Source organism: Streptomyces sp. TOM-9 (assembly GCF_056858595.1).
In genome coordinates this window covers 9,718,630-9,743,695 of sequence record NZ_JBXEQB010000001.1, presented here as the reverse complement: position 1 = coordinate 9,743,695, position 25,066 = coordinate 9,718,630, and the positions used below count along the sequence as shown (strand labels likewise).

The following is a 25,066-nucleotide window of genomic DNA, read 5'->3' as shown; positions in this document are numbered from 1 at the left end:
CCCCCTCCGCTGTGGGCGAGGCCGGCAGACGGTCGAGCGTAATGGTTTCGCCATAAGGGGGCTTACGGCGGGGCAAAGGGAGCCGGGGTACTTCCGGAAGCGACCTTGCAGATATCTGGCACGGCGGATCCGCGCGATCCGTCGATACCCGCCAGGCGCCGGACCCGAACCCTGATCGGGTCCCACTATCCAGACAGGGCTCGGGCGCTACCTGTAGCCCTGCACCAACCTTCATGATCACTTCCGGGCCGTAGTTCCACGCAATACCCAACGGGTTATCCCCGTAGTCACAACATCCTCCGCCCAGTTGCAGCACCACAGGCCAGAGCGTCACGGAGCCGGGTATCAAGCGCCCCTGCAGCACACCACACCAGGTCAGACGGCAAACCAGAGCTACATATATGTAACTCAAATACCCAAGGTCAGCGCATCGAGCATGTCGTAACTAGAGAGAAAGTCGACAGGCGGGGAAAGTGCGCAGGGCGGGGAAGGTGGCTTGTCGGCCCTCGCGCAGGGGCTTCTGTCTTTTTCTACGCCGCGTGATCCGGCGATTCTGGCACGGTTCATGAGCCTGCGTGTTCTCCGGCCGGAAAACACCTATTGGCGTGCCGGAATCCAAGCAGCCACCCGCTACGTGAAAGAGAACGGCGATTTGCGCGTGCCGTATGCGTTCACGACTCCCGAAGACTGGGATCCCGCCGATTTCCCGCTGGGGACGTGGATTGCGGACCAGCGCAGGTTTTTCCATGCGGGTCAGATGAAGCCGGTGCGGGCTGCCGAACTGGGCGATCTGGGTATGGTGTGGTCGCACTGGGACGTCGCCTTCGCCGAGGGACTGTCCGCCGCGGCGGAGTGGGCGGCCGTGCACGGGCATCTGCTGCCGCCCGCCACCGCGGTCTGGAACGGGTACCCCGTCGGCGTCTGGATGAAGAACCAGCGGACTGTCGGCAGGCTGGCGGACGTCATCGCGCAGCGGCGCGAGGCCGGTCTGCCGGTCGGCTCCACCGCCGGCGCGTTGTCGGAGGAACGCAGGGATGCACTCGAGGCGATCGACCCGTCCTGGTGCCCCACCTGGCCTGTGGCATGGCAGCGCAGCTACCGGCTGTGCCGGACCCTCGTCGAGGATGGCCAGTCGCTGCCGACCGTGCCGGGACAGGTGAGCGTGCAGGGCGAGGACCTGGGCGCGTGGGTTAAGGCGCAGCGCCTGGGCTGGGACGCTCTGCTACCCGCGCAGGCATGGATGCTGGAAAACATGCTCCACCTCAGCCCCGCGGCACCTGACGAGTGGCCGCCGGGACGCCGTACGCAGGCCGACAAATGGGCGATCAACCTACGCGCCGCCCGCCAGTACCACTCGCGGGAGAACAGTCTGCAGGTGCCGAGGAAGCACGTCGAAAGTCTCACCGAGCCCGACGGCACCGTGACCGAGGTCAAGCTGGGCCAGTTCGTGGACAACACCCGCCGCCGGGCCGCGAAGCTGACCGAGGACCGGCGGGCGGAACTCGACGCCCTCGGCATGCGCTGGTAGCAGCAGAGCGAAGGGCTGGCCGGGGGTCTCAAAGGGAATCCCGGCCTTGCAAGCCTACTCGGCGGTTGTAGCTTGACGGCTCTTGGCACGTTCAATCTGCCGCAGGAGCAAGTCGGCGAACTGGATGATCTCGGCCGCCTCGATCGGGTCATCGAAGTCGACGGTGCGGTGGCTGGAAGGGTTCTTGAACGCACCCATGGCGCCAGCGAAGAGCGCCGACGCCGCTTCCTGCTCCCCACCCTCGGCTCCCGCGTGGGCGAGCGGTCCGCCTTCCTTCCCGTTCTTGTGAGGCTGGAACGCCGCGCGCATTAGGTGCACACCGACCAGGGAGTTGTCGAGGCCGGAGGCGTCACGGACCGCAACCTCGACAGCCTTCATAGCAGCGAAGCACGCCGTCTCGTAGTCGCCCAGGTGGAAGTTGGTGCGTACCGTTCCTTCCAGTGTCGGATGCAATGAGCCGGACAGCCGTTCGCGGGCTTGGAAGCGCGTGATGCCTTCCGGATCTTTCACCAGGTCCATGCCGTCGCGGGAGATCCGGCGGAAGGCGTCCGACTGGCTGGGTTCCCTGGAGAGAAGCGCACGTCCTTCCAGCCAGGTCCAGGCGTCAGACAGTCTGTCTACGAGCGCGTCCCTGTCTGGCTCATCCTGGAACGCTTGACGCGCCGAACCCATCGTGCCTATGTACTGCTGATAGCCGGTACCACTAGCGAGATGCTGCAAGAGCAGGAGAGCAACGTCACGAGTCGGCAACTGCCGGATCTGCTCCGCCTCGACGGGCGCGACGTACGTGTATCTCATAGGTCCTCAAGGTACGGGTCGAGCCGACACGCCACTCCGGACTTCCTACCGAACGACACCGGGAACGCGGTGAGCCTGACATTCAGCCCAGGGGAGTTCGGTCCAGCCTCCTGGGTCGGTCCGCGCAGGTACTGCACCGGCAATCAAGTGACCCGCGTCAGTTTTCGGGTATGCGCATCGACCTCAGACACTGATCACTACCGTCTTGACCATGGCGAAGGGGAAGACATTCATCGGCCCGGTCGACTGGGTCGATGCGACCGGTGGCACATCTGTCGCTTTTATTGGGATACCGAGGCGTATGGGAATCTTTCGCCATATATGCGGCCGCTGGGGCCAGCAGTTACCCGCCGGTAACCTGCGTTTCTGGTTGCCAATCGTCCTTCTCGGCGCAGCGCTGGGTTGACATGGGGGGCGGGTGAGCTGCATTGGTGTCTAATATCAACACATTGCAGGCGAAAGTTGCTGAACTGGAGCGGGATGTTGCCTGGAAGCGGAGGCGTGCACGTCTGCTCGCGATTTCTCTTGTTGTTGCCATGCTGAGCGTCCCGGCGCTTGTCGCGTGGAACGCCCTGCACGCCGGTGACCATGCCGTGCTCCTGGCTGGGAGAGCTTTCCTCGTCACTCCGTTGGCTGCCAGCAGCCTCACAGTCGCAGTGATCTGTGTAGATCACGTTTTCCAGCGTGACCCGCTTGACGTTCGGAACCTGCACTCACCGCCGGACCGCTACGCGTACAGCCTGGCGCAGCTACGCGACAGTCTTGCCTCCAAGCGTGAGGAGCTTCGCCGCGCGAGCCTACGGGCGCATCCACCGCTGACGGAGCGGCGCAGCATGTACCGCGAAGATACCGTTGCGGTCATTGCCCAGTATGGGCGGGAGAGCCGCCACTACCGACGCGTCCACAACACCCTGCAGTCACTGATCATGATCGGCTCGACTGCGATGACCACGATCGCAGCCCTCAGCCAGCAGGACTGGAACTGGCAGACCCTGTCCGTCGTGGCTCTGGGCTTCAGCGTCACCCTCGCGTCCGCGTTCACCGGGTACTACAAGTACCGCGAGCGCAGCTACTTCCTTCGGCAGACGGCTGACGCCATCGAAGAAGAACTAAATGCCGTGATGCTCGGGATCGGTGACTATAGCCAGTTCTCGGAGGAGCAAGAGAGCGAATCTCTCGCCAAGTTCACCCAACGTGTCGAGACGCTTCGCGGTGAACAACGACGGCGCGAACAGCAACTGGACCAGCCAGCCGAGCAGGCCGCGCCCGCCACACCGCCGCCCGCTATGTGACCGGCACCGCCCTTCGGGAAGGGCCCAGGCCGGCCGCACTGAGCTGCTCACTGACCCGAGACGGCAAATCCCACCTGCCGCTGACACGAGGCAGCACACCGGGCTCGCACGGGAGGAGCACCCGGTGTCGGCGAGCGATGCAAAGATGGTGTGTTTCCTGGGGAGGGCGGGGCCGTGGCCATCGAGTGGGACCGGATCGGGCAGCCGGAGTTCGACCGGATCGTGGAGGCGCTGGTACACCGGCTGTACGACCAGACCGCGCGGGTGCGCGCGGTCAACGGGCGCGGCGGGGACGGCGGGATCGACATTGAGGTCGTCAGCGGCGGGCGGCTGCGGATCTTCCAGCTGAAGTACTACCCGGACGGGTTCCCCGCGTCGTCGTTCAAGGGACGGCAGACCTCGATCAAGAAGTCGTTCGCCCGGGCGATGGCGCACTCCCCGTACGAGTGGGTGCTGGTGGTGCCGTGCACCCTGGGCCCGGGCGAGCAGGCGTTCGTGGACGGCCTGGCGGCCGGGCGTGGCGTGCGGGTGCGCGTGATGGACCGGGCCGAGCTGGACGACCGGATGGCCGCGCACCCGGACCTGGTGGACTTCTTCACCCGGGAGCAGCTGCTGGAGAAGGCGAAGGTCTTCGGCCAGGAGCAGGCGGTGCTGCTGGGCGGGGATCGGGACCTTGCCGAGCGGGTCGCCGCGCTGGGCGCGGTGGTCGACGGCCTGGACGATCATTGGACGGTGGACTTCTCCCGTGTCGAGGGCATGGTGGTGCACACCCTGCGGGCCAAGCATCCGCGTGCCCACGAGGTCAGCCCCGTCACGTTGGAGCTGAAAGGCAGGCCCGGCGGGATGGACGCGGACCTGACCGCCACGCTCACCAGGGCGCTCGGCTTCGGGCTCGCCGAACAGGTCGTGCTGCCCGCTGAGGCGATCGCGTCGCTGACCGTCAACGGGCCGCAGTGGCTGGCGAAGACCCTGACCAACGTGGAGGTGGTCTGGCGGCCCGTCGGGCCGCTGCCCGGGGCCGGCGCCCCGGCGGAGCTGGCCTTCCACGACGAGGCCGGTGCTACCGTCGCGTCGTTCTCGGGGCAGGTGCACGGCCTGGGGAGCGGCAGTATGGGCCGCTCGGTCGACGTCGACCTGCACGGCAGCCGACTGCAGCTGCTGCTCCCCCACGACCTGGACCGCCCTGCCAAGCTGAACTTCTCCTTCGACCTGGCCGGGGCCACCCCTGCCCAGGCGCTCAAGCGGCTGGGGCTGCGGCGCAGGCTGATGTCCGGCGGCACCTTCGCTCTGACCGTCGAGGGCCAGGACGCGGGCGGGGGCCAGCTGGCGGCCGCGAGTACCGGCGAGCGTGACGAGCTGGAGCAGCTGCGGCTGTATGCGCAGGACCTGGAGGTCCTGCAGCGGCACTGCGAGCAGGAGTTCCCGCTTCCCGATGACATCACGGCCGCCGAGCGGGTCGCGCTGCGTGTGGCGCGGCTGGTCGTCGAGGGGCACTGTGTCATCTCCCCGTTTGCCCGCGCTCTGACCGTCACGCTCAACGGCGAGGACCACCCGGCGCTGCGGGCGGTCCTGGGCGGCGAACCCCAGTCGGTGCGCGTCCTGGACCCGCAGTTCACGCTGACTCTGGCCGGGCGCACCTTGTCACTCGGCGAGGTGATGGCCTTCCACACCCAGGTCGTCGCCGAAGACGGTCCCGCTGCCCTGGCCGCCCTGGACGCGGGCCAGGCCGAAGGCCGGCGCGTGGCGCTGCGCCCCATCGACGGTCAGCGCTACCGGCTGTGTCTGCGAAACGTCGACCCGCAGCGGCCGTTGGTGCCTGTCCCGCTCGGGCTGCCCGGATACCCCGAACCGCACTGAACCGCACGGCGCGAAAAGCCGAGCCCGGTGGCCATGTCCGTCGGCCGCCGCCTGTGCCATTCCGGAGCGCCGCAGCATGGGCAGCCAGTCCGCTCCCGTACGTTGACAGGCTATGGGGAACGCTCTCGTCCACGAGGCCAGCGGTTTCATCAACTTTCGGCACTACACGTTCGAGGATCCGCGCGAGCACGGCTTCCGGTGGGTAGACAGCAAACACCTACGTCTCACCGGTGAAGCCAGTGGTGACGTGCAGCTACTCGCGGCGCTCATCCGGCATGAACAGTTCCGGGACGACTACGCCGGCGGCGGGGTGCTGGCAGACGGGCCCCGGCACGGTCCGTACTGGCTGAGGCGGGTCTGTACGGTCTTCGGTGTAACTCCCGATCAAGGAAGAACACCTGATGAGCGACGTGACTGCCTCCGTCGAGGCGGTTGAAGAGGTCCGACCGGTCGAGTTGTCGACGGACGTGCTGGATGAGCAGTTGATCGGGCAGTTGGTCGACCGGGCCCGCGCCGGCGGGCTCCAGCTGACCGGCGAGGGCGGACTGCTGCAGCAGCTGACCAAGCGGGTGTTGGAGTCCGCCCTGGAGGGCGAGATCACCGACCACCTCGGCTACGAGAAGCACGACTCGGCCGGAGCAGGCAGCGGCAACTCCCGCAACGGGATCCGGTCCAAGACGGTGCTGACCGACGTCGGACCGGTCGAGATCGACGTTCCCCGCGACCGGGAGGGCAGTTTCGAACCCCAGATCGTCAAGAAGCGGCAGCGCCGGCTGACCGGCGTGGACGAGATGGTCCTGTCCCTGTCCGCCCGGGGTCTGACGCACGGGGACATCTCCGCGCACCTGGCCGAGGTCTACGGCGCGAGCGTGTCCAAGACGACGATCTCGACCATCACGGACAAGGTCATCGACGGGATGGCCGAGTGGCAGAACCGGCCTCTGGACCCGGCTTGAGTTCTATTGGTGGTTGCGAACGCCCGCGATCAGGGAGATTCGCATGCTTCGACGTCCTCCGATCAGAAGATCGACAGGGGTGAAGAGGAGGTACTTCGAGCTCCTGCGGCAGGGCCTCAAGGGGGCAGCGGCCGCCCGGATCGTTGACGTCTCCACCAGCTGTGGGTCCAAGTGGTTCCTGGAAGCTGGTGGGATGCTCGTTCCGGACCCCGGCCCTATATCCCCGCGCTTCCTGACCCAGGACGACCGCATCACTATCGCCGACGGCCTGCACGCCGGGCGGAGCGTGAAGGAGATCGCCGCCTCGATCGGCAAGAGCTTCCAGACGGTCTATCGAGAGATCAAGCGAGGCAGCAAGCCGGACGGCGGCTACCAGCCCTGGTGGGCGCACAACCAGGCACTGCTTCGCAGGAAGCGACCCAAGGAACAGAAGATCCGCTGCAATGAGCCGCTGCGGACCATCGTGCGCAAGAAGCTTGACGAGCAGTGGTCGCCGCAGCAGGTCTCCCGGTTCCTCGCCCGCGCCCACCTCGGCAATCCGGCGATGCGGGCTTGCCCAGAGACGATCTACCGGGCCCTGTTCGCCGGCCTGCTTGGCAACAGGGACGGCAGGCTCCGGACGGGCCGGACCCGGCGCAAGAAGCAACGCCGGGGTGTTCCCACACCGAACAAGATCAAGAATATGACGTTGATCCACCAGCGTCCGGTCGAGGTCAACGACCGTGCTGTTCCCGGTCATTGGGAAGGCGATCTGATCATCGGGGCCAACCAGGGCTCAGCAATCGGCACCCTGGTCGAGCGGACGACCCGGTACGTTCACCTCCTCCACCTGCCCGACGGCTGGAAGGCTCCACAGGTCCGTAACGCGCTCATCACTCAGACCGCGCACATCCCGCCTCAGCTGCGGAGAACGCTGACCTGGGACCAAGGACGGGAGCTGACACTGCACGAGGACGTCGAAGCCCTCACCGGCTTCCGGATCTACTTCTGCGACCCCCACTCGCCCTGGCAACGCGGCACGAACGAGAACACCAACGGCCTGCTCAGGCAGTATTTTCCCAAGGGCAGTGATCTTTCGGTTCACAGCGCCCATGACCTACGGCAAGTCGCCCGACGGCTCAACCGGCGACCTCGCCTCGTGCTCGGAGACAAGACTCCCGCCGAAGCCATGAGAGACTTCCTGCAGCACGATTGACCTGGCGATTCGCAACCATCGATGGAAACCGCCCGGTCTATCCGGTGATCTTCATCGACTGTGTGCACGTCAAGGTCCGTGACGGGCAGGTCGCCAACCGTCCGATCTACGTGGCGCTTGCGGTGACGGTGGACGGGACCCGCGACATCCTGGGCCTGTGGGCCGGTGACGGAGGCGAGGGCGCCAAGTACTGGCTCCAGGTCCTTACCGAGATCCGCAACCGCGGCGTCGAGGACGTGTGCATGGTCGTCTGCGACGGGCTGAAAGGCCTGCCCGACGCGATCGGCACGGTCTGGCCGCAGGCGATCACGCAAACCTGTGTCGTTCACCTCATGCGGGCGTCGTTCCGTTACGCGGCCCGCCAGGACTGGGACAAGATCTCCCGCGCCCTCAAGCCGATCTACACCGCGCCGACCGCGAAGGCCGCTGAGGACCGCTTCTTGGACTTCCAGGAGGAATGGGGTGCCAAGTATCCGGCGATCGTGCGCCTGTGGGAAGTCGGTTTCATACTGCCTGTCCTGTCTAGTAGTTGGTGTTCGCTCGCCGCTTGAGGTGGGAGGATGTGGCCACGCGCTGTTTCCAGTACGCCTCGGTGCCGCTGTCCCAGGTGATGCACCAGCGGCGGTGGCGGGCCTGGCGGGCGGCCATCTCGCCGCTGCGGATCCAGGGGTAGATCGCAGCTTCGTGGACGCCGAGGATCCGGGCGGCCTCGGGCACGGTGATCTCCCCGGGCCCGGTGGGGTCGTTGCGCCTGGAGCCGATCGCGTGCTGGGCTCGGATGTGACGGATCGAGTTCACCGTGAAGGGACGACAGTTCCCGGTGATGAAGCCGAGGCTGTTGAGGTGGTCGGCGATCTCGGCGTCGCTGCGGCTGTCCAGCAGGTTGCGCACGATGTCGACGGCCTGGGTGGGGTTGCGGTTGGTACGACGGTCGCAGGTGATCTCGTCGACGGAGCCGGTATGCCAGCGCACCCCGATGTCAGCACGAGTGTTATCGACGTGCCGCACGGTCACGTCCGCGATCAGGGTCCGCAGCAGGCGCTTGCGGTCCTTGGCCGTGGTCGTCGGCGATTGCCACAGAGCCGGCACGTCTCGGGCGAGCTCCCGCAGCCGTGCGGGCTCGGGCAGAGCCAGCTCGGCGGCGATCAGGTCCGCCAGCGCCGCTTCGGCCTGGGCCAGCGCGGCAAGTTTCGCCTCCCAGCGGCTCTCCAGTGAGCGGGCCACCAACCGGTTTTCCGGCTCGACCTGGCCAAAGGCCCGCTCGGCGCGATGGGCCTCATAACGGGCCCGTTCCACGGCGAGTTCGGCGGCCCGGTGCGAGCGCTGGTGACGGTGGTGGACCTCATCGGCCGCGGCCAGGGCGAGGTCCACCTGCTCGGGTGTCAGCGCGGCCAGCAGCAGATCGACCACCTGCGGGTCGACGGCCGCGGCGGCGATCGAGTGGCAGCCCGGTGTGAGGAGCGCATCGCTGCGGGCCCGGGTGCACACATAGTCCGCGGTGCCGTCCGCACGCCGGTAACGGGTGCTCATCGGGAAGCCACACGAGCCGCAGAAGATGATGCCCTGACACACCGGCACCCCCTCCCGCGGCGGCCGGGCCTTCGCACGGGTGCGATTGGCGGCCAGCTTCGCCTCGATCTGCAGATACTGCTGCCAGGAGATATAGCCCTCGTGGTGGTCACAGATCAGCACGGCCCACTGATCGCGGGACCGCTGGTTGACGGTGGTGATGACAGTGCCGTCGGGCCGCACCTTGCGAGAGCTCACCGAGCGACCGAAGACATAGGCCCCGGCATAGACGGGATTCTTCAACACTGCGGCGGCCCGGCCATGGGTGAGCCGTCCCCAGGCCAGCCGCCCGTCCCACACCCCGGTATCCCGGCGGGGGAAGCGACGTCCGGCGAACGCGCGGACCACGGCGAGAGCGGAGCCGTGCTGGTCAAAGAGGGCGAAGACGTCCGCGACCGCAGCTTGCACCTCTTCATCAGGGTCCACCACGATGGTCCCGTCGTCGGCATAGACCATGCCGACGGGCAGCGGCAGCCGCAGGTCCCCACGCTCGGCGGCCGCCTTGCGGGCTCCCTGCAGGCGTCCAGCCAGGATGTGCAGCTCGGCCTCGCTCATCGTGGACTTCAGGCCCAGCACCAGGCGGTCGTTGAAATCGCCGAGGTCATAGACGCCGTCGGCGTCGATCAGGAGGGTGTCGGTCAGCCGCGCGAACTCCAGCAGCCGGCCAAACTCGGCCGAGGAACGGGCAAGTCGGGAGACTTCCAGCCCGAAGACCGCGCCGACCTCGCCGAGACAGACCCGGGACACCAACTGCTGGAATCCGGCCCGCATTCCGGAGAATCGGCCCGAAACCCCCAGGTCCGCATCCACGACCTCGATGTCGCATGGGGCCCAGCCGAGCTCCCGCGCGCGGTCGGCCAGCCCGTACTGGCGGGCAGTCGACTCGGTGTTCTCCCGTGTCTGCAGCAAGGTTGACTGCCGCACATAGATCAGTGCCTGCCTCGACCGGTGCGAGGACGTGATCTTCTGCAGCCCGCTCACCGCCGTCCTCCTCCCCTCGCACCGAGGACTCGACCATGTTCGCCACCAGCAGCACGACGCTCCGGCTCCAGTTCTCCACCATGGTCACCGCCCGTCACCGATGCCCGGGCGCCGAAGGCCACAAGAAGAAGGGCACCCTTCACGAGGATCCACCATCCCCCGGCTCGACACCACGGCTCATCAGGGCATCCACCAGCGCAGACAGCGCACCAAGCCCGTCGGTTGCGAGCCGGTTCTCACCCGGCGCCGGGCCGCGGTCCGTCCACCCCTGCGGGAGTGTCACCGTCACGCCGTTACCGGCAGTGCAGATGAACACCAAACCGCTGGAGCGGCGCACCGCGCGGCATACACGCAACCGCCGCCCCGCCAGCGGATGGAATGGATGCGTGACCAGCAGCGTGTCCTCAGAAACGCCACGAAGAGAGGCACTATGCGATGCCCTCTGGGAGAACTCCTGGGCCGAGTTCGTGCCGTTCCTGCAGTTCGACACCGAGATACGACGTGTCGTCTGCACCACCAACGCCATCGAGAGCGTGAACGCCCGCATACGCAAGGCTGTTCGGGCCCGCGGACACTTCCCGAACGAGGCGGCAGCACTCAAGTGCGTCTACATGGCCGTCATGAGCCTGGACCCCACCGGCAAGGGCCGCAAACGCTGGACCATGCGATGGAAGCCGGCCCTGCAGGCCTTCGACATCGCCTTCGACGGCCGGCTCTCCGTCGGCCGCCGATAACTCACACCACCCGAGTTACACCGTTGACTGCACCCTATCGGCGCGAGTTGCTGACAGCCGCCGTGGTCAGGGCCTTGCGTCGGTGGAAGTCCCGGCCCATCTCGTCGAGGACCATAGGGCAGCGCACCCCAGCTACAGCGCGCCCAGGGCCGGCCTCCCTTCCGGTAGGCCGGCCCTGGGTGCGATGGTGACGACGGGAGTCAGCAGGTCCGGTAGTTGTAGCCGGCCTTCCGCCAGTTGCCGTGACTGTCGACGAACTCGTAGTTGCCGTCCCCGAGGCGCCTCATCTTGAAGTTGTTGACCGTGCCGTCGTATCGCAGATTCAGCGTCTGGCCAGGAGCGTCACTGCCCGACACGTACGCGATCTGATAGTCAGCCGCGTAGCTCCAGGTCGCCTTGCCGGCACTTCCGTCGACTGTCAGGTAGTCGGTGTCATCTTGATACGCCGCGGTCGCGCTCTTGGTGTTGGTTCCGAAGACGCCGTCGATGTCCGATGCCAGGTAGCCGTTTGCCCAAAGGACCATCTGCCAAAGGCAAGTAGCGTTGGAAGATGCGTTCGTGTTGATGTCCGTGACGCCCTCGTCGCCCCAGTCGTTGGTGTAGACGCCGGTCCCATACACGTAGGCCAGGCCGCTGTATGTCCCGCTTGCCGCGGCCGGGGTGGTGCTCACAGCGAGGAGGGTGGCGGTCAGTGCCCCCACCGTGCACGCGCCCAGCTTGGTGCGCATCCCGTGCCAACTCATGAAGACTCCCGGACTCAGGCCCCCCCTTGGAGCCAGATCGCGCCATTACACAGCAGCTCAGGCCGAATTCGCACCTAAAATTCAGGCCAAAAATACGCCATGTTCACGCCAACCTAATTGAGCGTAGACGCGTTGAGGATGAGTCAGGCGAACGACTCCCCCTTCCTGTTGCACTGTGTTCGGAACTTTGGCCCAAGCGGGCTAGCGGTGGTTTGTTGACGGCGGGTCAGGGTTGCAGTGGGCCGGTAGCAGAGGAACGTCGCCTCGCTGCCTGGGGGCTTGTGATGACCCGTCGTCTGCCGTGTCCGCCCGCACCTGGCCCGCTGGAAGCCTACGCCGCATGCTTCGATGACCTGTTCTCCACACTGGCACAGCGCCGCGGGTTCCGCGAGTACCTGACCGGACTGCTGCTGCCGCGGGACCGTAACAAGGCGTTGACCTGCCTCGCAGGCACCGCCACGCGGCGGGGTTGCCGTTCGTCATGGCCCTCAAACCGAGCCACGGCACCTGGGCCCACGGCAAGGACGCCTACACCCCCGTCGACGCCGCCCGCGCCCTGACCTGGACGGACCCCCAGCATCCCGGCGACTGGACCCCGGTCCGGCGGACCTTCCGCGACGGGCACACCGAGACATGGTGGGCCGCCGACGCCCACCTCGGCTGGTGGGGCCCCGACGGACACATCCGCCTGGTCGTGGCGACCGCGGACCCGGCCACCCTGCCCGCCCACCGCCGCAACCTGCTCACGGGCCACACGCGCACGGCCTTGCAGCCGGACCGCCCGGGGGCACGACGGCCGCCGGTCGGCACTGCGGTGCTGGCTACGCCAAGTCCCCCGGGGCCTGAGCCGCTGCAATCGCTGATCAGGTGCACGGTGGCAGGAAACTGCGGTCGTGCGCCCGTGCGGAAGCATCACACTCATCCGGTACGGGAATGCCGGTAATGTCCCGCTGCCGTACGGAAGCGGTGTGGCTCTGGGGGCGGGATGCGGGGACGGACATTCGCGGCGGTGATGGTGGTATTCGCCGTCATCAACCTGCTGCTGGCAACCGCTGTGGCGATTGCGGCCAACCCGGCCACCAGCGCCACGTACAACGGCTAAGGGGGTGTCGCCCCGAGCTCTTCGGAGTCAGCGTGGCGTAGGCTCCCAAACGGCTGGGGTTCAGGTGCCCCAGCGAAGCAGCAGGAGAATTGTGTGGCCGGGCAAGACAACACCCACGGGTTGGAGATGCGCTCCAACGTGGTGGTCAAGCGGTTCCGGTCGTGGGGCCGCGGTGAGCCGCAGCGCGAGTGGCGGGCGCTGACGCTCCTTGCAGAGCACGCGCCCGGTCTGGCTCCGCAGCCCCTGAAGGCCGACCTGGAGGGGGATCCACCGACCGTGGTGATGTCCCGACTGGCCGGGGTCCCTTTGCGAGGCACCGTGGTCTCCGGCCGCAGAGCGGCCGCCTTGGCGGAAGCTCTGGCCACCTTGCACGGTGCTGTTCCGCAGGACGTACTGGCGGCGGTTCCCGAGGGTGCCTGGAACGTGGTCAAGGCCGTCGACAAGGCCCGGGACTGGTGCACGCAAGCCCAGCAGTTCGGGCCGGATCCGCAGGTTGAGAGGGCGTTCAACGAGGGCTGGCGGTGGCTGGACGCTGCGCCGCTGGATGACCTGGTCAAGGCCGATCCTGTACCGGTGTTCGGTCTTACAGACGGAAACCTCGCGAACTACCTGTTCGACGGCGAAGTTGTCCGGTTGGTTGACTTCGAGGACTCTGGCCGCAGCGATCGCGCCTTCGAGCTCGCCGAAATCGTCGAGCACCCCTCCGGCTGGGTGGACAGCACCCTGGATGTGCCAGGCCTACTGAGCCACTTTCCTCTGACTGGCGCGGAGGCTGCCCGGCTACGGGACGTGCGGCGTTTGCTGGCGCTGCTGTGGCTGATCATGCTGCTTCCCGGACGGCCTGGATTCGACCGCAACCCCGCCGGCACTGATGAACGGCAGGCGGCCCGGCTGCTGGCCCTGCTGGGCTGAGACCCGCAGCCGGGCGCGGGATGGTCACACGATGGGCGGACGGCCCAGTCGCGTCATCTTCCATACGGTGCGCCAGCGCATGGGATGCCGCGGCGGGCACGGCGTGCGCCAGCCTTCGGCGAAACCGCCGACCCACGCCCGCAGGCCGGCGGCCGATGGTCTGCGGGCGAGCGTGAGCGCTGCCCAGATACCGAGGTAGATCGGCACCAGCACCGAGGGCAGGTGTCGCCGGGCCAGCCAGACCCGGTTGCGGGCGACCATCCGGTAGAACACGGCGTGCCGGGTTGGAGAGGTGCGTGGGTGCTGCAGGAAGTGCTCCACCGCAGTGATCAGTCCGTGCCAGGCCACACTGGACACCGGATGATCCGGAAACAACTTGTCGTCGCCGGACAGACTGCTACCCGGCTCCACCCGTGCTGGCCCGCTGTCGTCCCCGCTCGTTCGTTTCGCCCACAGCTCGACGGCGCTCTTCATCCGGCCCAGTCGGGCTTCCCACGATGCATGTTCCGACATGGCCGGAGGTTAGCGATCCGCAGGTTCGAGGGGCCAGGCAATTCTGCACGCGACGGACGGAGGCGCTCCTTCAGGCAAGAGTCACGGCGTCCAGGAGGTGGGCCCGTTGTTCCGGACGCTGTTGACCGCCGTATCTACGGGCCGGATCGATAGCTGACCGTCCGCGGGCGCGGTCAGCAGGGCGCGGAATTCGTCGGGGTCCTGGTGCTCGGGATCTAGCCAGGCGTCGTAGTCGGCGGCCGCGACGGTCAGCGGCATCCGGGGGTGGACCCGGCTGGCGGCTTCGGTGGCCTCGGTGGTGATGATCGTGCACGTGGCCAGCCAGGCGCCCGGGTCGTCGTCACCGGCGACCTCCCTTGTTCCGCCACCACTCGTACAGGCCCGCGAAGGCCAACCAGTGCCGCGATGACCTCACCAGCTTCCTCGCCAACCTTGGTCACCCTGCCCCATAGCAGTGCCTCCGGATCGCGGTCCCGGTTGTCGGGGTGGGCGTCGATCCACCGCGACACCGCGACACCGGCGTTGATCCGGCCTGGATGTTCGGCCGCCCCGGTGGCGGTCACCGGATGTCCACCCCGGTGTGCGGCGACACCATGGGAGCGGCGACGGCCAGAACGTGTTCGGAGGTGCCGAACACTGGGCTGGTCCTCCAGACGCCGCAGGGCGTCGAGGACCTGGGCACGGCGGCCCGGGTTCTGCAGGCGCTCGGCGAGATCAGACAGCAGCTTGGGCGGGACCTACGGCCCCAACCGGGGCCTACGCGGCCCCGGACCCCACGCCAGCGCCTAGGGCGCGCTGGACCGCCCTTTCCTGCCGCCTGCCCTGCGCTCCGCGCACCCCTCGGGCGCTGGGCGCCCTCGGTGGGCAGTTGCCCTTGGTAGGCCGCCCCCCTCCGCTGCAAGCGAGGCCGGCAGACGGTCGAGGGCAATGGTTTCGCCATAAGGGGGCTTACGGCGGGGCAAAGGAGCCGGGGTACTTCCGGAAGCGACCTGCAGACATTTGGCACGGCGAATCCGCGCGGTCCGTCGACCGCCAGGCGCCGGACCCGAACCCTGGTCGGGTCCCACTATCCAGACAGGGCTCGGGCGCTAGCCCTGCACCAACCTTCATGGTCACTTCCGGGCTGTAGTTCCGCAGCACCCAAAAGGTTATCCCCGTAGTCACAACATCCTCCGCCCAATTGCAGCACCACAGGTCAGAGCGACACGGAGCCGGGTATCAAGCGCCCCTGCAGCACACCACACCAGGTCAGACGGCAGACCAGAGCTACATATATGTAACTCAAATACCCAAGGTCAGCGCATCGAGCATGTCGTAACTAGAGAGAAAGTCGACACTCGGGGAGGGCATCGACACACCGGGATGCGATTCCGTGTTCTTCGGCGACGTGCACGGATCCGCCGTCGACATCCTCCAGATCGTCGGCCGGGCACTGCGCATGCAGCCCGGCGAGGGCAAGGTGGCCAGCCTGGTCGTGCCGGTCTTCCTCGCCCCTGGCGAAGACCCCGACGCCATGCTCACGAGCAAGGGCTACAACAACCTCGCAAAGGTGATGGCCGCGCTGCGCTCGCACGACACCGAGACCATCGAGCAACTGGCAGAGCAACAAGCGCACAGCCGCGCCACGAAGCCGTCGGCTGCTGAGAGCGCCGCAACCGGCGGCCCGGGCGGGGAAGGCGAGCAGAGCGGTGAGGGTGGGGTGTCGGCTCCGGCGCAGGGGCTCTTGTCGTTCTCCACGCCCCGTGATCCGGCGATCCTTGCCCGGTTCATGAACCTGCGTGTTCTCCGGCCGGAGAACACGTACTGGCGGGCTGGGATCCAGGCGGCTACCCGGTATGTGAAAGAGAACGGGGATTTGAAGGTCCCGTACGCGTTCACGACTCCGGAAGACTGGGACCCTGCCGCTTTCCCGCTGGGGACGTGGATCGCGGATCAGCGGAGATTTTTCAACGCGGGTGAGATGAAGCTCAAGAGGGCTGCTGAATTGGATGATCTGGGCATGGTGTGGTCTCACTGGGACGTCGCTTTTCAGGAGGGATTGTCAGCCGCGAGGGAGTGGGCGGCCGTGCACGGGCACCTGCTGCCGCCCGCCACCGCGGTCTGGAACGGCTACCCGGTCGGTGTCTGGATGAAGAACCAGCGGACCGCCGGGCGGCTGGCGGACAGCATCGAGCAGCGGCGTGAGGCCGGGCTGCCGGTCGGCTCCACCGCAGGCGCCCTGTCAGAGGAACGCAGGGACGCTCTGGAGGCCATCGACCCGTCCTGGTGCCCGTCCTGGCCCGTGGTCTGGCAGCGCAGCTACCGGCTGTGCCGCAGGCTGATCGAGGACGGCCAGCCGCTCCCCACCGTGCCGGGCCAGGTGAGCGTCCAGGGCGAGGACCTGGGCGCGTGGGTGCAGGCGCAGCGCCTGGGGTGGGAGCAGCTGCTGCCCGCGCAGGCCTGGATGCTTCAGAACATGCTCCACCTCACCCCGGCAGAACCCGGCGAGAGGCCGCCAGCGCCCCGTACACAGGCCGACAAATGGGCGGTGAACCTTCGGGCGGCCCGGCAGTTCCACGCCCGCGAGGGCGCCCTGCAGGTGTCGCGTAAGCACGTAGAACAGCTCACCGACCCGGACGGGACCGTGACCGAGATCAAGCTCGGCCAGTTCGTGGACAACGCCCGCCGCCGCGCCGAGAAGTTGACCGAGGACCGGCGGGCAGAACTCGACGCGCTCGGCATGCGCTGGTAGCCGGAGCGCGGTGGCGGGCTGGGCCGGACTTCGAACGGGGCGTCCCGGACCGGCCCTGCCTCAGCGGAGATCAGGGTACGGCCTCGCGCAGCTGGGCGTCGAATGGGCGTGACATCGGCGGCGGCCGGTCGTTGAACCCGCGACTGTGCACAGCGAGACTCCCGGAACTTCCCCCCGGGGTTCCGGGGTCTCGTGCCAGCGCGCAGCGTTGGCGGTGTTCATCGGCGATGACGGTGGTGAGGACCCGGGGACGCAATAGAGCGCGGCGCTGTGTGCGTGGTGGTCAGCCTGTTTCGCGAAGGGCTTGCCCGCTGCTACGCGGCCGGCACCGGTCTGCAGGTGGGTTATGGGCAGGGGGTGTCATCGAGCGGCTAGGACGGTTCAGCCGCCAGACCACGACGATCCCGCTGCCGGAGGGAACTGCGGGCGGTGTTCCCTGCTCACGCAGGACTTCGCTGAAGCCCAACCGGCGCGGTATCGCGGCGCTGGAGGTGTTGGATAGGTCGTGCGCGATTTCCAGGTACTCCACGTCGGGCAGGGTGAACATCTCGGTGACCATGGCTGCCGTTGCTCTGGTAGCTATGCCCTGGCCAGTGGCGGCAGGGTGCAACCAGTACCCCATGCGCCGGCCCTGGGACTCGACCCCACGGTAGGTCTGGCACATGCCAATGAGAGTGCCGTCTTTGGCGATGGCGTAGTTGTACACGTCACCGCTTGCCCACTTCGACTCTGACATCGCGAGGAACTCGCGGGTGCTCTTCGCGCTGTGACGGGCGACCCACGACTCCCAGGGGCGCAAGTGGTCCAAAGACTCCTCGATCAATTTGAATGCCGGAGCGAAGTCCCTCTGCCCCCGCCAACATCGCAGGACGAAGTCTCCGCACTCGATGATCTGCCTTGGTCGCTCCATGACGGCCATGCTGATCCGCAAAACGGCCCGCTGCAACGGTAGGAGCAGCCACCCCCACAACTGCGATCTCTCGCGCCCACAACAGCATGCGCACCTGCTGGATAACACCGCATGGCAGTCGCCCCGAGCCAGATCTCTCACCCTCGTGACAGTGGCCCCACCCCCATTTACCAGCAACAACACACCAACGATCAACTGTCTCTCGCAACCACTGCCCCGAAACCGAGAGATCGCAGCGTGTGCGATGCCCTGTGAGCCAGTTGAGAATGAGGTAGGGGCCGGAGATCAAGGAGGTGTGGCCATCTGGCCCGCCGGCCTCCGGCACGAAAGGAGGCGGTCCCCGTGACGTCGGTGAAGGAGATGCTCGCCACCTACCCGGCCGACCTCGGTCGCGTCGACCGAGAGAAGCTCACCAAGTGCATCGAGGAATGTATCGCCTGTGCCCAGGCGTGTACCGCGTGCGCCGATGCCTGCCTGTCGGAGGGCATGCCGGCCGAGCTGGCCAAGTGCATCCGCACCAACATGGACTGCGCCGACATCTGCAATGCCACCGCCTCGGTCCTGTCCCGCCACACCGGCTACGACGCCAACCTCACCCGCGCCATCCTGCAGGCGTGCGCCACCGCCTGTAAGGCGTGCGGAGACGAATGCGGCCGCCACACGCACATGGAGCACTGCCGCCTATGCTCCGAGGCCTGTCGCTCCTGCGAAACGGCGTGCAACGAACTGCTCCAAACCCTCGGCTGACGAACGCGCGGCCATTGCCGACGCGCCCGAGCGCGGTGCTCATGTGCCCTGGGGGGTATGCCCCGCCGGGCACCAGCACACCGCTTGCGTACGGCGGTGGTGACACCGCTCTCCTTGGCCAGCTGATCCAGCCGACCCAACGCACCGCGCCGCAGGGCCACGGCCACGGCCACGAGCGGTCCCGAACTGCAGGAACAGTCGCCAGTCGCAGGCCTTGGTCATCAGGGGACGCAGTTCGCCGAACGAGAGACGCTCGTACACCGGCCTTGTGCGACGGCAGACCATCATTCGCCCTTTGGGGCAGACCAATGGAGGTGCATCACAGTGTCAGAGCAGAACCCAATGCACGCGACCCCTGCCGAGGGGCACGAGGTGTCGCTGCCGCCCGAAGTCAAGTTGCTGCAGGAAGTCACCCCGCCCTTCTTCCCCGAAGGTGGTTCGGGAATGACCATCCTCGTCGACTGGCCCCCCGGTCACCCCGGCCTCCCTCCGCACCGCCACTCTGGACCGTCATTCGGCTACGTGATGGAAGGCGCGCTCCGGTTCGAACTCGAGGGCGAGCCGGAGCGTGTGATCAAGGCCGGCGGGACGTTCTGGGAGCCAGGCGGTGACGTGATCCACTACCAGGACGGCAACGCCCTGTCAGACGCACCCACCAAGTTCCTGGTGACCATGGTGTGCGCGCCGGGCCAGCCGATGCTCACGCTGGTCGACGAGGAGGAACTGAAGGAACGGGCGCACCTGCGCGCCCCGCGTCCCTCCGCAGGCTGAGCTGCGGCTCCCCTGCCGGATAGCGTTCCTCGATAGGGGAAGACCCGGTGACCGCCGCTGGCAACCACGGCGCTGAGGGACCTACCGGCGTGGCACGCCCCTCTCGGCTCGGTTCATGGGATGTGGAACGGTACTGGAAGGCAGACGACGCAAACGAATCTCAGTTGCCGTCCCCTGCGGGATGCCGAAAGTCGCGCACTGCCTGTGACCTGGCACTTTGCTATGAGCTGCGGTGGCGGCACAATCCCCGCCCTGGCACTGACATGAGGCGGCACACGGCCGCGCAGCCGCCCTGCGGTCCGTCTTCGCCGTGCCCCGTCGGGCATTGACTTGGGCCAGCAGACGACGCAGGGTGAACCCCGGGGGAATGATCAAGGGGGTAACCGCGTGGTGGAGTACCGCTTCACGCCGGCCCGCATCGTGCCTGCCGGGCCGATCACCGCGCACGCGGTCCTGGACGAATGGGCCCACGGGCAGATCACCGTCCCCGTGCCCACGCTCGCCCTGTCACAGATCAGCGGACTGACCCGGCAGGAACTGACGGGGGCGGTGTTCGAGATCATGGCCAACACCGCCGCCGCAACCGACACCGACGTCGACCCACACGGCTGGCGCCTCCTGCCCCGCCATGACAGCGAACAGCACCTCGCGGTGGCGCAGGCTCCACCGCCGGCGCCCTGTCGGAGGAGCGGCGGGATGCGCTGGAGGCGATCGACCCGTCCTGGTGCCCGTCCTGGCCCGTGGCCTGGCAGCGCTCCTACCGGCTGTGCCGTCGGCTCATCGAGGACGGCCAGCAGCTCCCGACCACGCCGGGCCAGGTGAGCGTGCAGGGCGAGGACCTCGGGGCGTGGGTCCAGGCGCAGCGCCTGGGCTGGGAGCAGCTGCTGCCGGCGCAGGCTTGGATGCTGGAGAACATGCTGCACCTCGCCCCGGCGGACCCTTCTGAGAGGCCGCAGGCGCCCCGTACACAGGCCGACAAATGGGCGGTGAACCTTCAGGCCGCCCGGCAGTTCCACGCCCGCGAGGGGGCATTGCAGGTGCCCCGGAAGCACGTAGAACGGCTCACCGAGCCGGACGGGACAGTCACCGACGTCAAGCTGGGTCAGTTCGTGGACAACGCCCGCCGCCGGGCCGACAAGCTCACCGAGGACCGGCGCGCGCAGCTCACCGAGCTGGGCATGCGCTGGTAACCACCACAGCGCAGGGGAAGAGTCGGACCGGAACTCCGAACGGAGAGTCCCGGCCCAGCCCCTGTCTGCGGCTCATTTGTCAGGATGTCGGCGTAGCGTCGCAGCGTGGCACGGTCCATGCACGACACCCGGGCGCCCAGCATTCGGCCGTCCCTCGCGGCGGCTTCCAGCAGTCGGTTCTGCGTGGGGAAGTCGCGCCGTGCTCGAGGTGGCCGAGGTAGAGCCGGGGCGCGGGTTGGAGTTCCCGGCGCCACTCAATGGTCTCCTTTGCGCGCGCGGCGCCCTCGCAGGAGCGGTGCCGCTGTACGAGGGAAGTTCATCAGGCCGGCGGTCCGCCGGCGCTGTATCGCCCCTCACAATCAGGCCTGGGAGATGCTGAGTTTGCCCTGATCATCCACTACTGTGACCTTGACAAATGCTGTGCCGCCGTTGGCTTCTTCCACAGAACACTCGAAGGTGTTGCCTTTCTTTGCGTCCATCGCGGCCGGACAGAAGACGCCATCCCTGGACATGTTCCTCTTCCCTTGCACGGTGGCCGCGACCTGCCGTTCCACCGCTTCCTGGTCCAGCAGACGCTGAGGGTGGGTACCCACCACCACGACCGTCACTACGACGGCGCATGCGGCAATGACGACAGCTGAGAACCCGATGAGGGCACGAGTGAACTTTCCTTGATCAGTCACACCGGTTTCCTACCGCCCACGTCACGGCTGCGACAAGAGGCGTCTCAGACTACTGCTGAGAGCAGCCACCTCCATGACAGCCGGCCCACCTCACACTGGCCAGAAAACAGCAGCCGCCTGGTCACTTCATGACAGCAGACCTGCCCGCAACGACCTCGTGACCAGGCACCCGACATCCCGCCCCGCTGACGCCCACCCAATGCCACCAACGCACCCACTCACATGGGCCTCCGGGTCGGCAATGGCCCGGCGGCCCACGCTGTCAGCTCACGTCTTCTTCGTCGGGGCTGCTATCGGTGCGGTGAAGGGCGCGGGCAATCAGTGAGATCGTTTCATCCTGAACTTGCAGGTCACGGGGCTGGTGTGGCCGGACATGGGGGTGCTCATGCTGGTCGGTGGCGTGATCGGTAGCAGGTGATCGTCTGGTCATGGAGCGATTCGCCGGAACTGCGGCCACAGGGCGTCAGTGCCGTTTACTGACCACGGAATCAAGGGAGTTCACGGGACGGGAAAGGGGGGCGGCGGGTGGCTGCGGTGCTGACGTGGGCGATTCGGCGGCGGGTCGTGCTGGCGGACCGGTTCGAGTAGCTGGGCAAGGAACTGGCGGAGGCGGAAGCCGAGGTGGCCCGCCTGGAGCAGGCCGCAGTGGCGGGCCGTCGCCCGGCGCGAGGCACACCAGCGCCACTGTCGGCGGCCGAGCACGTCGGGGAGGCGCTGGAGCGGATCGCAGCCCCGAGGTGGCGCCGCAGCTCACTTGAAACGCGCTGCACCACGTGTCCTGCCTCACAATCGAGGTCGCTAGGCAACCTCTCCACCGCTGGAATCTTCTCCTTTCGAGTGAAGATCCTGAAGAGGCGGCCTCGCCTGCTCATACTCCTGACCCTGGCCGTGGTGGCGGCCGTGACGGTGACCGTCGTCATGGTCATCCAGGCGAACAAGATGGAGACGCTCTCCCCGGGCGAGGAACGCGGCCGGGCCGCGTCAGGAGCACGCGTACCGTCGGGGCAGGTGGACTGCCGGAAGGACAAGTGCATCGCGCTCACCTTCGACGGCAATCCGGGCGAACCCACCGACCGGCTGATGGACCTCCTGAAGGAGTACAAGGCGCCGTCGACGTTCTTCCTTGAGGGCCGGCGCATCCACAAGTTCCCGGATGTGGTGCGGCGGATCGCCAAGGACGGCCACGAGATCGGGGACCACACCTGGACGCACGCGGTGCTGACCGATGTCGCTGATGCGCAGATCCGCGACGAGCTGCGCCGCACGGCACGGGCCATCTCCGGCATCACCGGCAGCGAGCCGATGCTGATGCGCCCGCCCCAGGGCCGCACCGACGACCGCGTCTCCAAGGTCTCGAAAGAACTGGGGATGGCGCAGGTGCTGTGGACGGTGACCGCGAAGGACTACGAGACGGATGACACCGCGCTGATCACCAGGCGCGTACTCGAGGGCGCCGGCCGCGACGGGATCATCCTGCTCCACCCGCTGCACAAGGGCACCGTGCCGGCCATGCCTTCCATCCTGGAGGCGCTCAGCAAGCAGGGCTACACCTTCGTGACCGTCTCCCAGCTGCTCGCTCCGTCCAAGGCCGAGCCCGGCAAGATCTACAAGTGACTGACTGACGCGCGAAGCGTCCGCCTCCTTGGGCCCCTCGCCACCGCGGGAGCGGCGGCCACCGGTTCCGCCGAACTCCGGCGACTCGTTCGGCATCCCATTTCAGGTGTGGTCGGTCGTGAGGTCCCTGCGGCCCGCTCTCTGCGGGCCGCCATCCCACCACCGGCCCAGCGCGGCGGCTCCCAGGCCGCCTCCGCGACGGCCGGAGAGGCGGGCGCACCCCCGCGCAAGGAGCCGGCTACGCCACGCCCACACCCCCATACAGGAGAAGTCAGACCGGCACGCGCCCGTAAAACCGCCTGTGACCAGGGCGAATACAGCTCGGCCGCCGGACTGTGCGCAACGCCCGCCGCAACCCCTGCCACGACGCCACAAGCGGCCTCCAGCCGGCATGCCGCCGCCCCCCACGCGCGGCCCCGACCCGGGGCCGCCACAACCCCAGGCCCGGGCGCCGGGCCAGCGGCGCGCCCTCGCCCCGCCCAGCGGCGGGGAAGCGTTCCCCACGAACCAGCCCTCTCCATCCTGTTCGTGGATCCAAGGGGCGGTTCCAGGGGAAGTCAGAGCCACACGCCTCACTCACCACCGGGTCTGGCCTGCGGCAACAGACCGGTGAGTCACCGCAAAGCCGCAGGTGATGGCGCAGGTAATGACGCAGGCGTTGCCGCAGGTGATGGCGCAGGCAATGTCGCGGCCCGAGACCGGGGTGCAAGCGATAGCGCAAGGGATAGCGCAAGTAATAGTGCAAGGGATATTGCAAGGAATGGTGCCGGGGTCTGCGGGGACGTTCGCTGTGCCCTGCCGGGCATTGACGTGGGCCAGCAGACGACGCAGGGTGACACCCGGGGGAGTGATCAAAGGGGGGTGACCGCGTGGTGGTGGCGTACCGCTTCACACTGGCCCGCATCGTGCGCGCCGGGCCGATCACCACGCACGCGGTCATGGACGAATGGGCCCACGGACAGATCACCATTCCCGTGCGCCCACCCTCGCCCTGTCCCAGATCAGCGGACTGACCCGACAGGAACTGGCGGGGGCGGTGTTCGAGGTCATGGCCAACTGCGCCGCCGCCACGGACACCGACGTCGACCCGCACGGCTGGCGCCTGCTGGCCCGCAGTGACGGCGAACACCACCTCACGGTGCCGCGATCGTGGAGCGGCGTAACCACCTGACCGGAGGCCGTTCCCGCCCCGCGGTCGACACCAGATACCTCTCCCTCCCCTGCGGCTATCGCGCTGGGCAGGAGGTGTCGCCGTCCCGCACCGGCTTGCCCACCGGCCATGACCAGCAGCAACACCACCGCACCGAAGACGGGCCTGGCTACCTTCGGTCCCACCCCCGGTGCACCCCTGCACGCAACCGTCCAGACCACCCTCCAGCCCACCCTCCAGGCACCCCGCCAGGAGCACCAGGAGCTGGTCGCGGCAACCCGCCGCCGCAGGCGCGCCCGCCGGTCCGCAGCGTGGGCAAGCCCCCGGGAACGGGCTTGCCCACCAGAGCGAACGTCGCGTCCCTGGCGCTGGCTGCTCTGCGCCAGTGAGGGCGTGCGTGGGCGGGCGATGCAGGCGCCCTACCCGAGACTTCGGGCCCTGCTGCGGGCGGTCGGGGACACCCCGTACGAGGCGGACGACGCCCGGGACCTACGCTTCCGCCTGCCCGATGCCCAGGGCAAGGAGCGCTGGCTGAGGCTGGATGAGATCCCGCTGCCACCGACGACTCCCGCGGCCTGGCCTCGCTTGTAGCGGTACCGGGCCACCCCTGCCCGATAGGCTCGGCGGTACCTCTTCAGGTCCCATGCGAGACAGTTGGGCAGGCGTTGTGAATGACCTTCTTTCGGTCGAGGTGACCGAGTCGGGCCCCTGCCTGGTGGCGAGGGTGCACGGGACCATGGACTATGTCTCGCAGCCAGAGCTGCGCGGGCGGCTGACGCAGGTGATCGATCGAGCGGAGCGGGCCGTCGTGCTGGACCTGACCGATGTGTCGTTCTGTGACTCAGCGGGTCTGAACGTGCTGCTGGGAGCCCGCCGTGAGGCGGAGGCCGCAGGGGTGGTGCTGGTCCTGGCCTGCGTCCCGGACCAGTTGCGCCGGATCCTGGAGATCACCGGAGCCGATCACGTCCTTCGGGTCTTCGACACCGTCGCCGACGCCGAGGCCGCCCTGAGCAGCTGACAGCACCTTGCATGAGCCAGCCACGGTGTACACGAGGCTTCGCTGCGATCTCTCGCGCCCACAACAGCATGT

19 protein-coding genes and 6 pseudogenes are annotated in these 25,066 nt (G+C 67.6%); 17 read left to right on the top strand and 8 right to left on the bottom strand.

The genetic code is table 11. From position 1 onward, the window contains the following. Nucleotides 1–496 precede the first annotated feature (496 nt). A complete protein-coding gene (locus tag AC1VWI_RS44545; RefSeq protein WP_499516682.1) occupies nucleotides 497–1,528 on the top strand; it encodes a helicase associated domain-containing protein in 1,032 nt (343 codons plus the stop codon). Between the two features lie 54 nt (nucleotides 1,529–1,582). Here AC1VWI_RS44545 and AC1VWI_RS44540 read toward each other — a convergent pair whose 3' ends face one another. Then, entirely contained in the window at nucleotides 1,583–2,326 is a 744-nt protein-coding gene (locus AC1VWI_RS44540; protein ID WP_499516681.1) for a TIGR02391 family protein, read from the bottom strand. A 211-nt stretch (nucleotides 2,327–2,537) separates the two neighbouring features. Between AC1VWI_RS44540 and AC1VWI_RS44535 the strand changes: the two genes are divergently transcribed. The 6 genes and pseudogenes from AC1VWI_RS44535 to AC1VWI_RS44510 all read left to right on the top strand — a co-directional run. After that, nucleotides 2,538–2,732 (top strand): hypothetical protein, encoded by a 195-nt coding sequence (locus AC1VWI_RS44535; protein ID WP_499516680.1) that lies wholly within the window; start codon nucleotides 2,538–2,540, stop codon nucleotides 2,730–2,732. Between the two features lie 25 nt (nucleotides 2,733–2,757). Further along, a complete protein-coding gene (locus tag AC1VWI_RS44530; protein WP_499516679.1) occupies nucleotides 2,758–3,618 on the top strand; it encodes a DUF4231 domain-containing protein in 861 nt (286 codons plus the stop codon). A 174-nt stretch (nucleotides 3,619–3,792) separates the two neighbouring features. Further along, nucleotides 3,793–5,475, top strand: coding sequence for a hypothetical protein (locus AC1VWI_RS44525; RefSeq protein ID WP_499516678.1), 1,683 nt, complete (start codon nucleotides 3,793–3,795; stop codon nucleotides 5,473–5,475). 401 nt (nucleotides 5,476–5,876) lie between these two features. Then, a pseudogene (locus AC1VWI_RS44520) lies at nucleotides 5,877–6,422 on the top strand (transposase); the annotation flags it as partial. A gap of 52 nt (nucleotides 6,423–6,474) precedes the next feature. Continuing rightward, on the top strand, nucleotides 6,475–7,626 hold the full coding sequence (locus AC1VWI_RS44515) for an IS30 family transposase (protein WP_499516677.1): 1,152 nt from the start codon (nucleotides 6,475–6,477) through the stop codon (nucleotides 7,624–7,626). A gap of 26 nt (nucleotides 7,627–7,652) precedes the next feature. Beyond that, nucleotides 7,653–8,123 (top strand): annotated as a pseudogene (locus AC1VWI_RS44510) (IS256 family transposase); the annotation flags it as partial. A gap of 25 nt (nucleotides 8,124–8,148) precedes the next feature. On the opposite strand, the gene AC1VWI_RS44505 reads toward AC1VWI_RS44510, so the two are convergent. Beyond that, nucleotides 8,149–10,176 (bottom strand): recombinase family protein, encoded by a 2,028-nt coding sequence (locus AC1VWI_RS44505; protein ID WP_499508782.1) that lies wholly within the window; start codon nucleotides 10,174–10,176, stop codon nucleotides 8,149–8,151. A gap of 139 nt (nucleotides 10,177–10,315) precedes the next feature. Further along, a complete protein-coding gene (locus tag AC1VWI_RS44500) occupies nucleotides 10,316–10,702 on the bottom strand; it encodes a DUF5372 family protein (protein WP_499516676.1) in 387 nt (128 codons plus the stop codon). On the opposite strand from AC1VWI_RS44500, the pseudogene AC1VWI_RS44495 reads away from it, so the two are divergent. Then, nucleotides 10,617–10,910, top strand: a pseudogene (locus tag AC1VWI_RS44495) (transposase); the annotation flags it as partial. The gene AC1VWI_RS44500 and the pseudogene AC1VWI_RS44495 overlap by 86 nt on opposite strands. A gap of 200 nt (nucleotides 10,911–11,110) precedes the next feature. Here AC1VWI_RS44495 and AC1VWI_RS44490 read toward each other — a convergent pair. Further along, nucleotides 11,111–11,638 (bottom strand): peptidoglycan-binding domain-containing protein, encoded by a 528-nt coding sequence (locus tag AC1VWI_RS44490; protein WP_499508784.1) that lies wholly within the window; start codon nucleotides 11,636–11,638, stop codon nucleotides 11,111–11,113. 299 nt (nucleotides 11,639–11,937) lie between these two features. Here AC1VWI_RS44490 and AC1VWI_RS44485 point away from each other — a divergent pair. Both AC1VWI_RS44485 and AC1VWI_RS44480 read left to right on the top strand, forming a co-directional pair. Further along, nucleotides 11,938–12,449 (top strand): annotated as a pseudogene (locus AC1VWI_RS44485) (hypothetical protein); the annotation flags it as partial. A 399-nt stretch (nucleotides 12,450–12,848) separates the two neighbouring features. After that, nucleotides 12,849–13,667, top strand: coding sequence for a phosphotransferase (locus AC1VWI_RS44480; RefSeq protein WP_499516675.1), 819 nt, complete (start codon nucleotides 12,849–12,851; stop codon nucleotides 13,665–13,667). A 24-nt stretch (nucleotides 13,668–13,691) separates the two neighbouring features. On the opposite strand, the pseudogene AC1VWI_RS44475 reads toward AC1VWI_RS44480, so the two are convergent. Continuing rightward, nucleotides 13,692–13,976, bottom strand: a pseudogene (locus AC1VWI_RS44475) (glycosyltransferase family 2 protein); the annotation flags it as partial. Nucleotides 13,977–14,261: 285 nt separating this feature from the next. Beyond that, nucleotides 14,262–14,574: pseudogene (locus AC1VWI_RS44470) on the bottom strand (SOS response-associated peptidase family protein); the annotation flags it as partial. Between the two features lie 978 nt (nucleotides 14,575–15,552). Between AC1VWI_RS44470 and AC1VWI_RS44465 the strand changes: the two are divergent. After that, nucleotides 15,553–16,911, top strand: a complete 1,359-nt coding sequence (locus AC1VWI_RS44465; protein ID WP_499508786.1) for a helicase associated domain-containing protein — start codon at nucleotides 15,553–15,555, stop codon at nucleotides 16,909–16,911. Between the two features lie 283 nt (nucleotides 16,912–17,194). Here AC1VWI_RS44465 and AC1VWI_RS44460 read toward each other — a convergent pair whose 3' ends face one another. Continuing rightward, on the bottom strand, nucleotides 17,195–17,821 hold the full coding sequence (locus tag AC1VWI_RS44460) for a GNAT family N-acetyltransferase (RefSeq protein WP_499508787.1): 627 nt from the start codon (nucleotides 17,819–17,821) through the stop codon (nucleotides 17,195–17,197). A 360-nt stretch (nucleotides 17,822–18,181) separates the two neighbouring features. Here AC1VWI_RS44460 and AC1VWI_RS44455 point away from each other — a divergent pair, with 360 nt between their 5' ends. The 3 genes from AC1VWI_RS44455 (at nucleotide 18,182) to AC1VWI_RS44445 (ending at nucleotide 20,529) form a co-directional block, all read left to right on the top strand. Further along, nucleotides 18,182–18,568, top strand: a complete 387-nt coding sequence (locus AC1VWI_RS44455) for a four-helix bundle copper-binding protein (RefSeq protein ID WP_499516683.1) — start codon at nucleotides 18,182–18,184, stop codon at nucleotides 18,566–18,568. A 342-nt stretch (nucleotides 18,569–18,910) separates the two neighbouring features. Continuing rightward, nucleotides 18,911–19,339: a cupin domain-containing protein gene (locus AC1VWI_RS44450; protein ID WP_499508788.1), complete on the top strand. Its 429-nt coding sequence runs from the start codon at nucleotides 18,911–18,913 to the stop codon at nucleotides 19,337–19,339. A 740-nt stretch (nucleotides 19,340–20,079) separates the two neighbouring features. Further along, nucleotides 20,080–20,529, top strand: coding sequence for a helicase associated domain-containing protein (locus tag AC1VWI_RS44445; RefSeq protein WP_499508789.1), 450 nt, complete (start codon nucleotides 20,080–20,082; stop codon nucleotides 20,527–20,529). 359 nt (nucleotides 20,530–20,888) lie between these two features. Here the strand turns inward: AC1VWI_RS44445 and AC1VWI_RS44440 are convergent, their stop codons facing one another. Further along, nucleotides 20,889–21,212, bottom strand: coding sequence for a DUF4333 domain-containing protein (locus AC1VWI_RS44440; protein WP_396574184.1), 324 nt, complete (start codon nucleotides 21,210–21,212; stop codon nucleotides 20,889–20,891). An 837-nt stretch (nucleotides 21,213–22,049) separates the two neighbouring features. Between AC1VWI_RS44440 and AC1VWI_RS44435 the strand changes: the two genes are divergently transcribed. The 3 genes from AC1VWI_RS44435 (at nucleotide 22,050) to AC1VWI_RS44425 (ending at nucleotide 24,994) form a co-directional block, all read left to right on the top strand. Continuing rightward, the gene (locus AC1VWI_RS44435; protein ID WP_499508790.1) at nucleotides 22,050–22,826 is read left to right on the top strand and encodes a polysaccharide deacetylase family protein; all 777 of its coding nucleotides are present in this window, start codon (nucleotides 22,050–22,052) and stop codon (nucleotides 22,824–22,826) included. Between the two features lie 946 nt (nucleotides 22,827–23,772). Next, nucleotides 23,773–23,997: a hypothetical protein gene (locus AC1VWI_RS44430; RefSeq protein WP_499508791.1), complete on the top strand. Its 225-nt coding sequence runs from the start codon at nucleotides 23,773–23,775 to the stop codon at nucleotides 23,995–23,997. A gap of 520 nt (nucleotides 23,998–24,517) precedes the next feature. Then, the gene (locus tag AC1VWI_RS44425; protein ID WP_499516674.1) at nucleotides 24,518–24,994 is read left to right on the top strand and encodes an STAS domain-containing protein; all 477 of its coding nucleotides are present in this window, start codon (nucleotides 24,518–24,520) and stop codon (nucleotides 24,992–24,994) included. Nucleotides 24,995–25,066 lie beyond the last annotated feature (72 nt).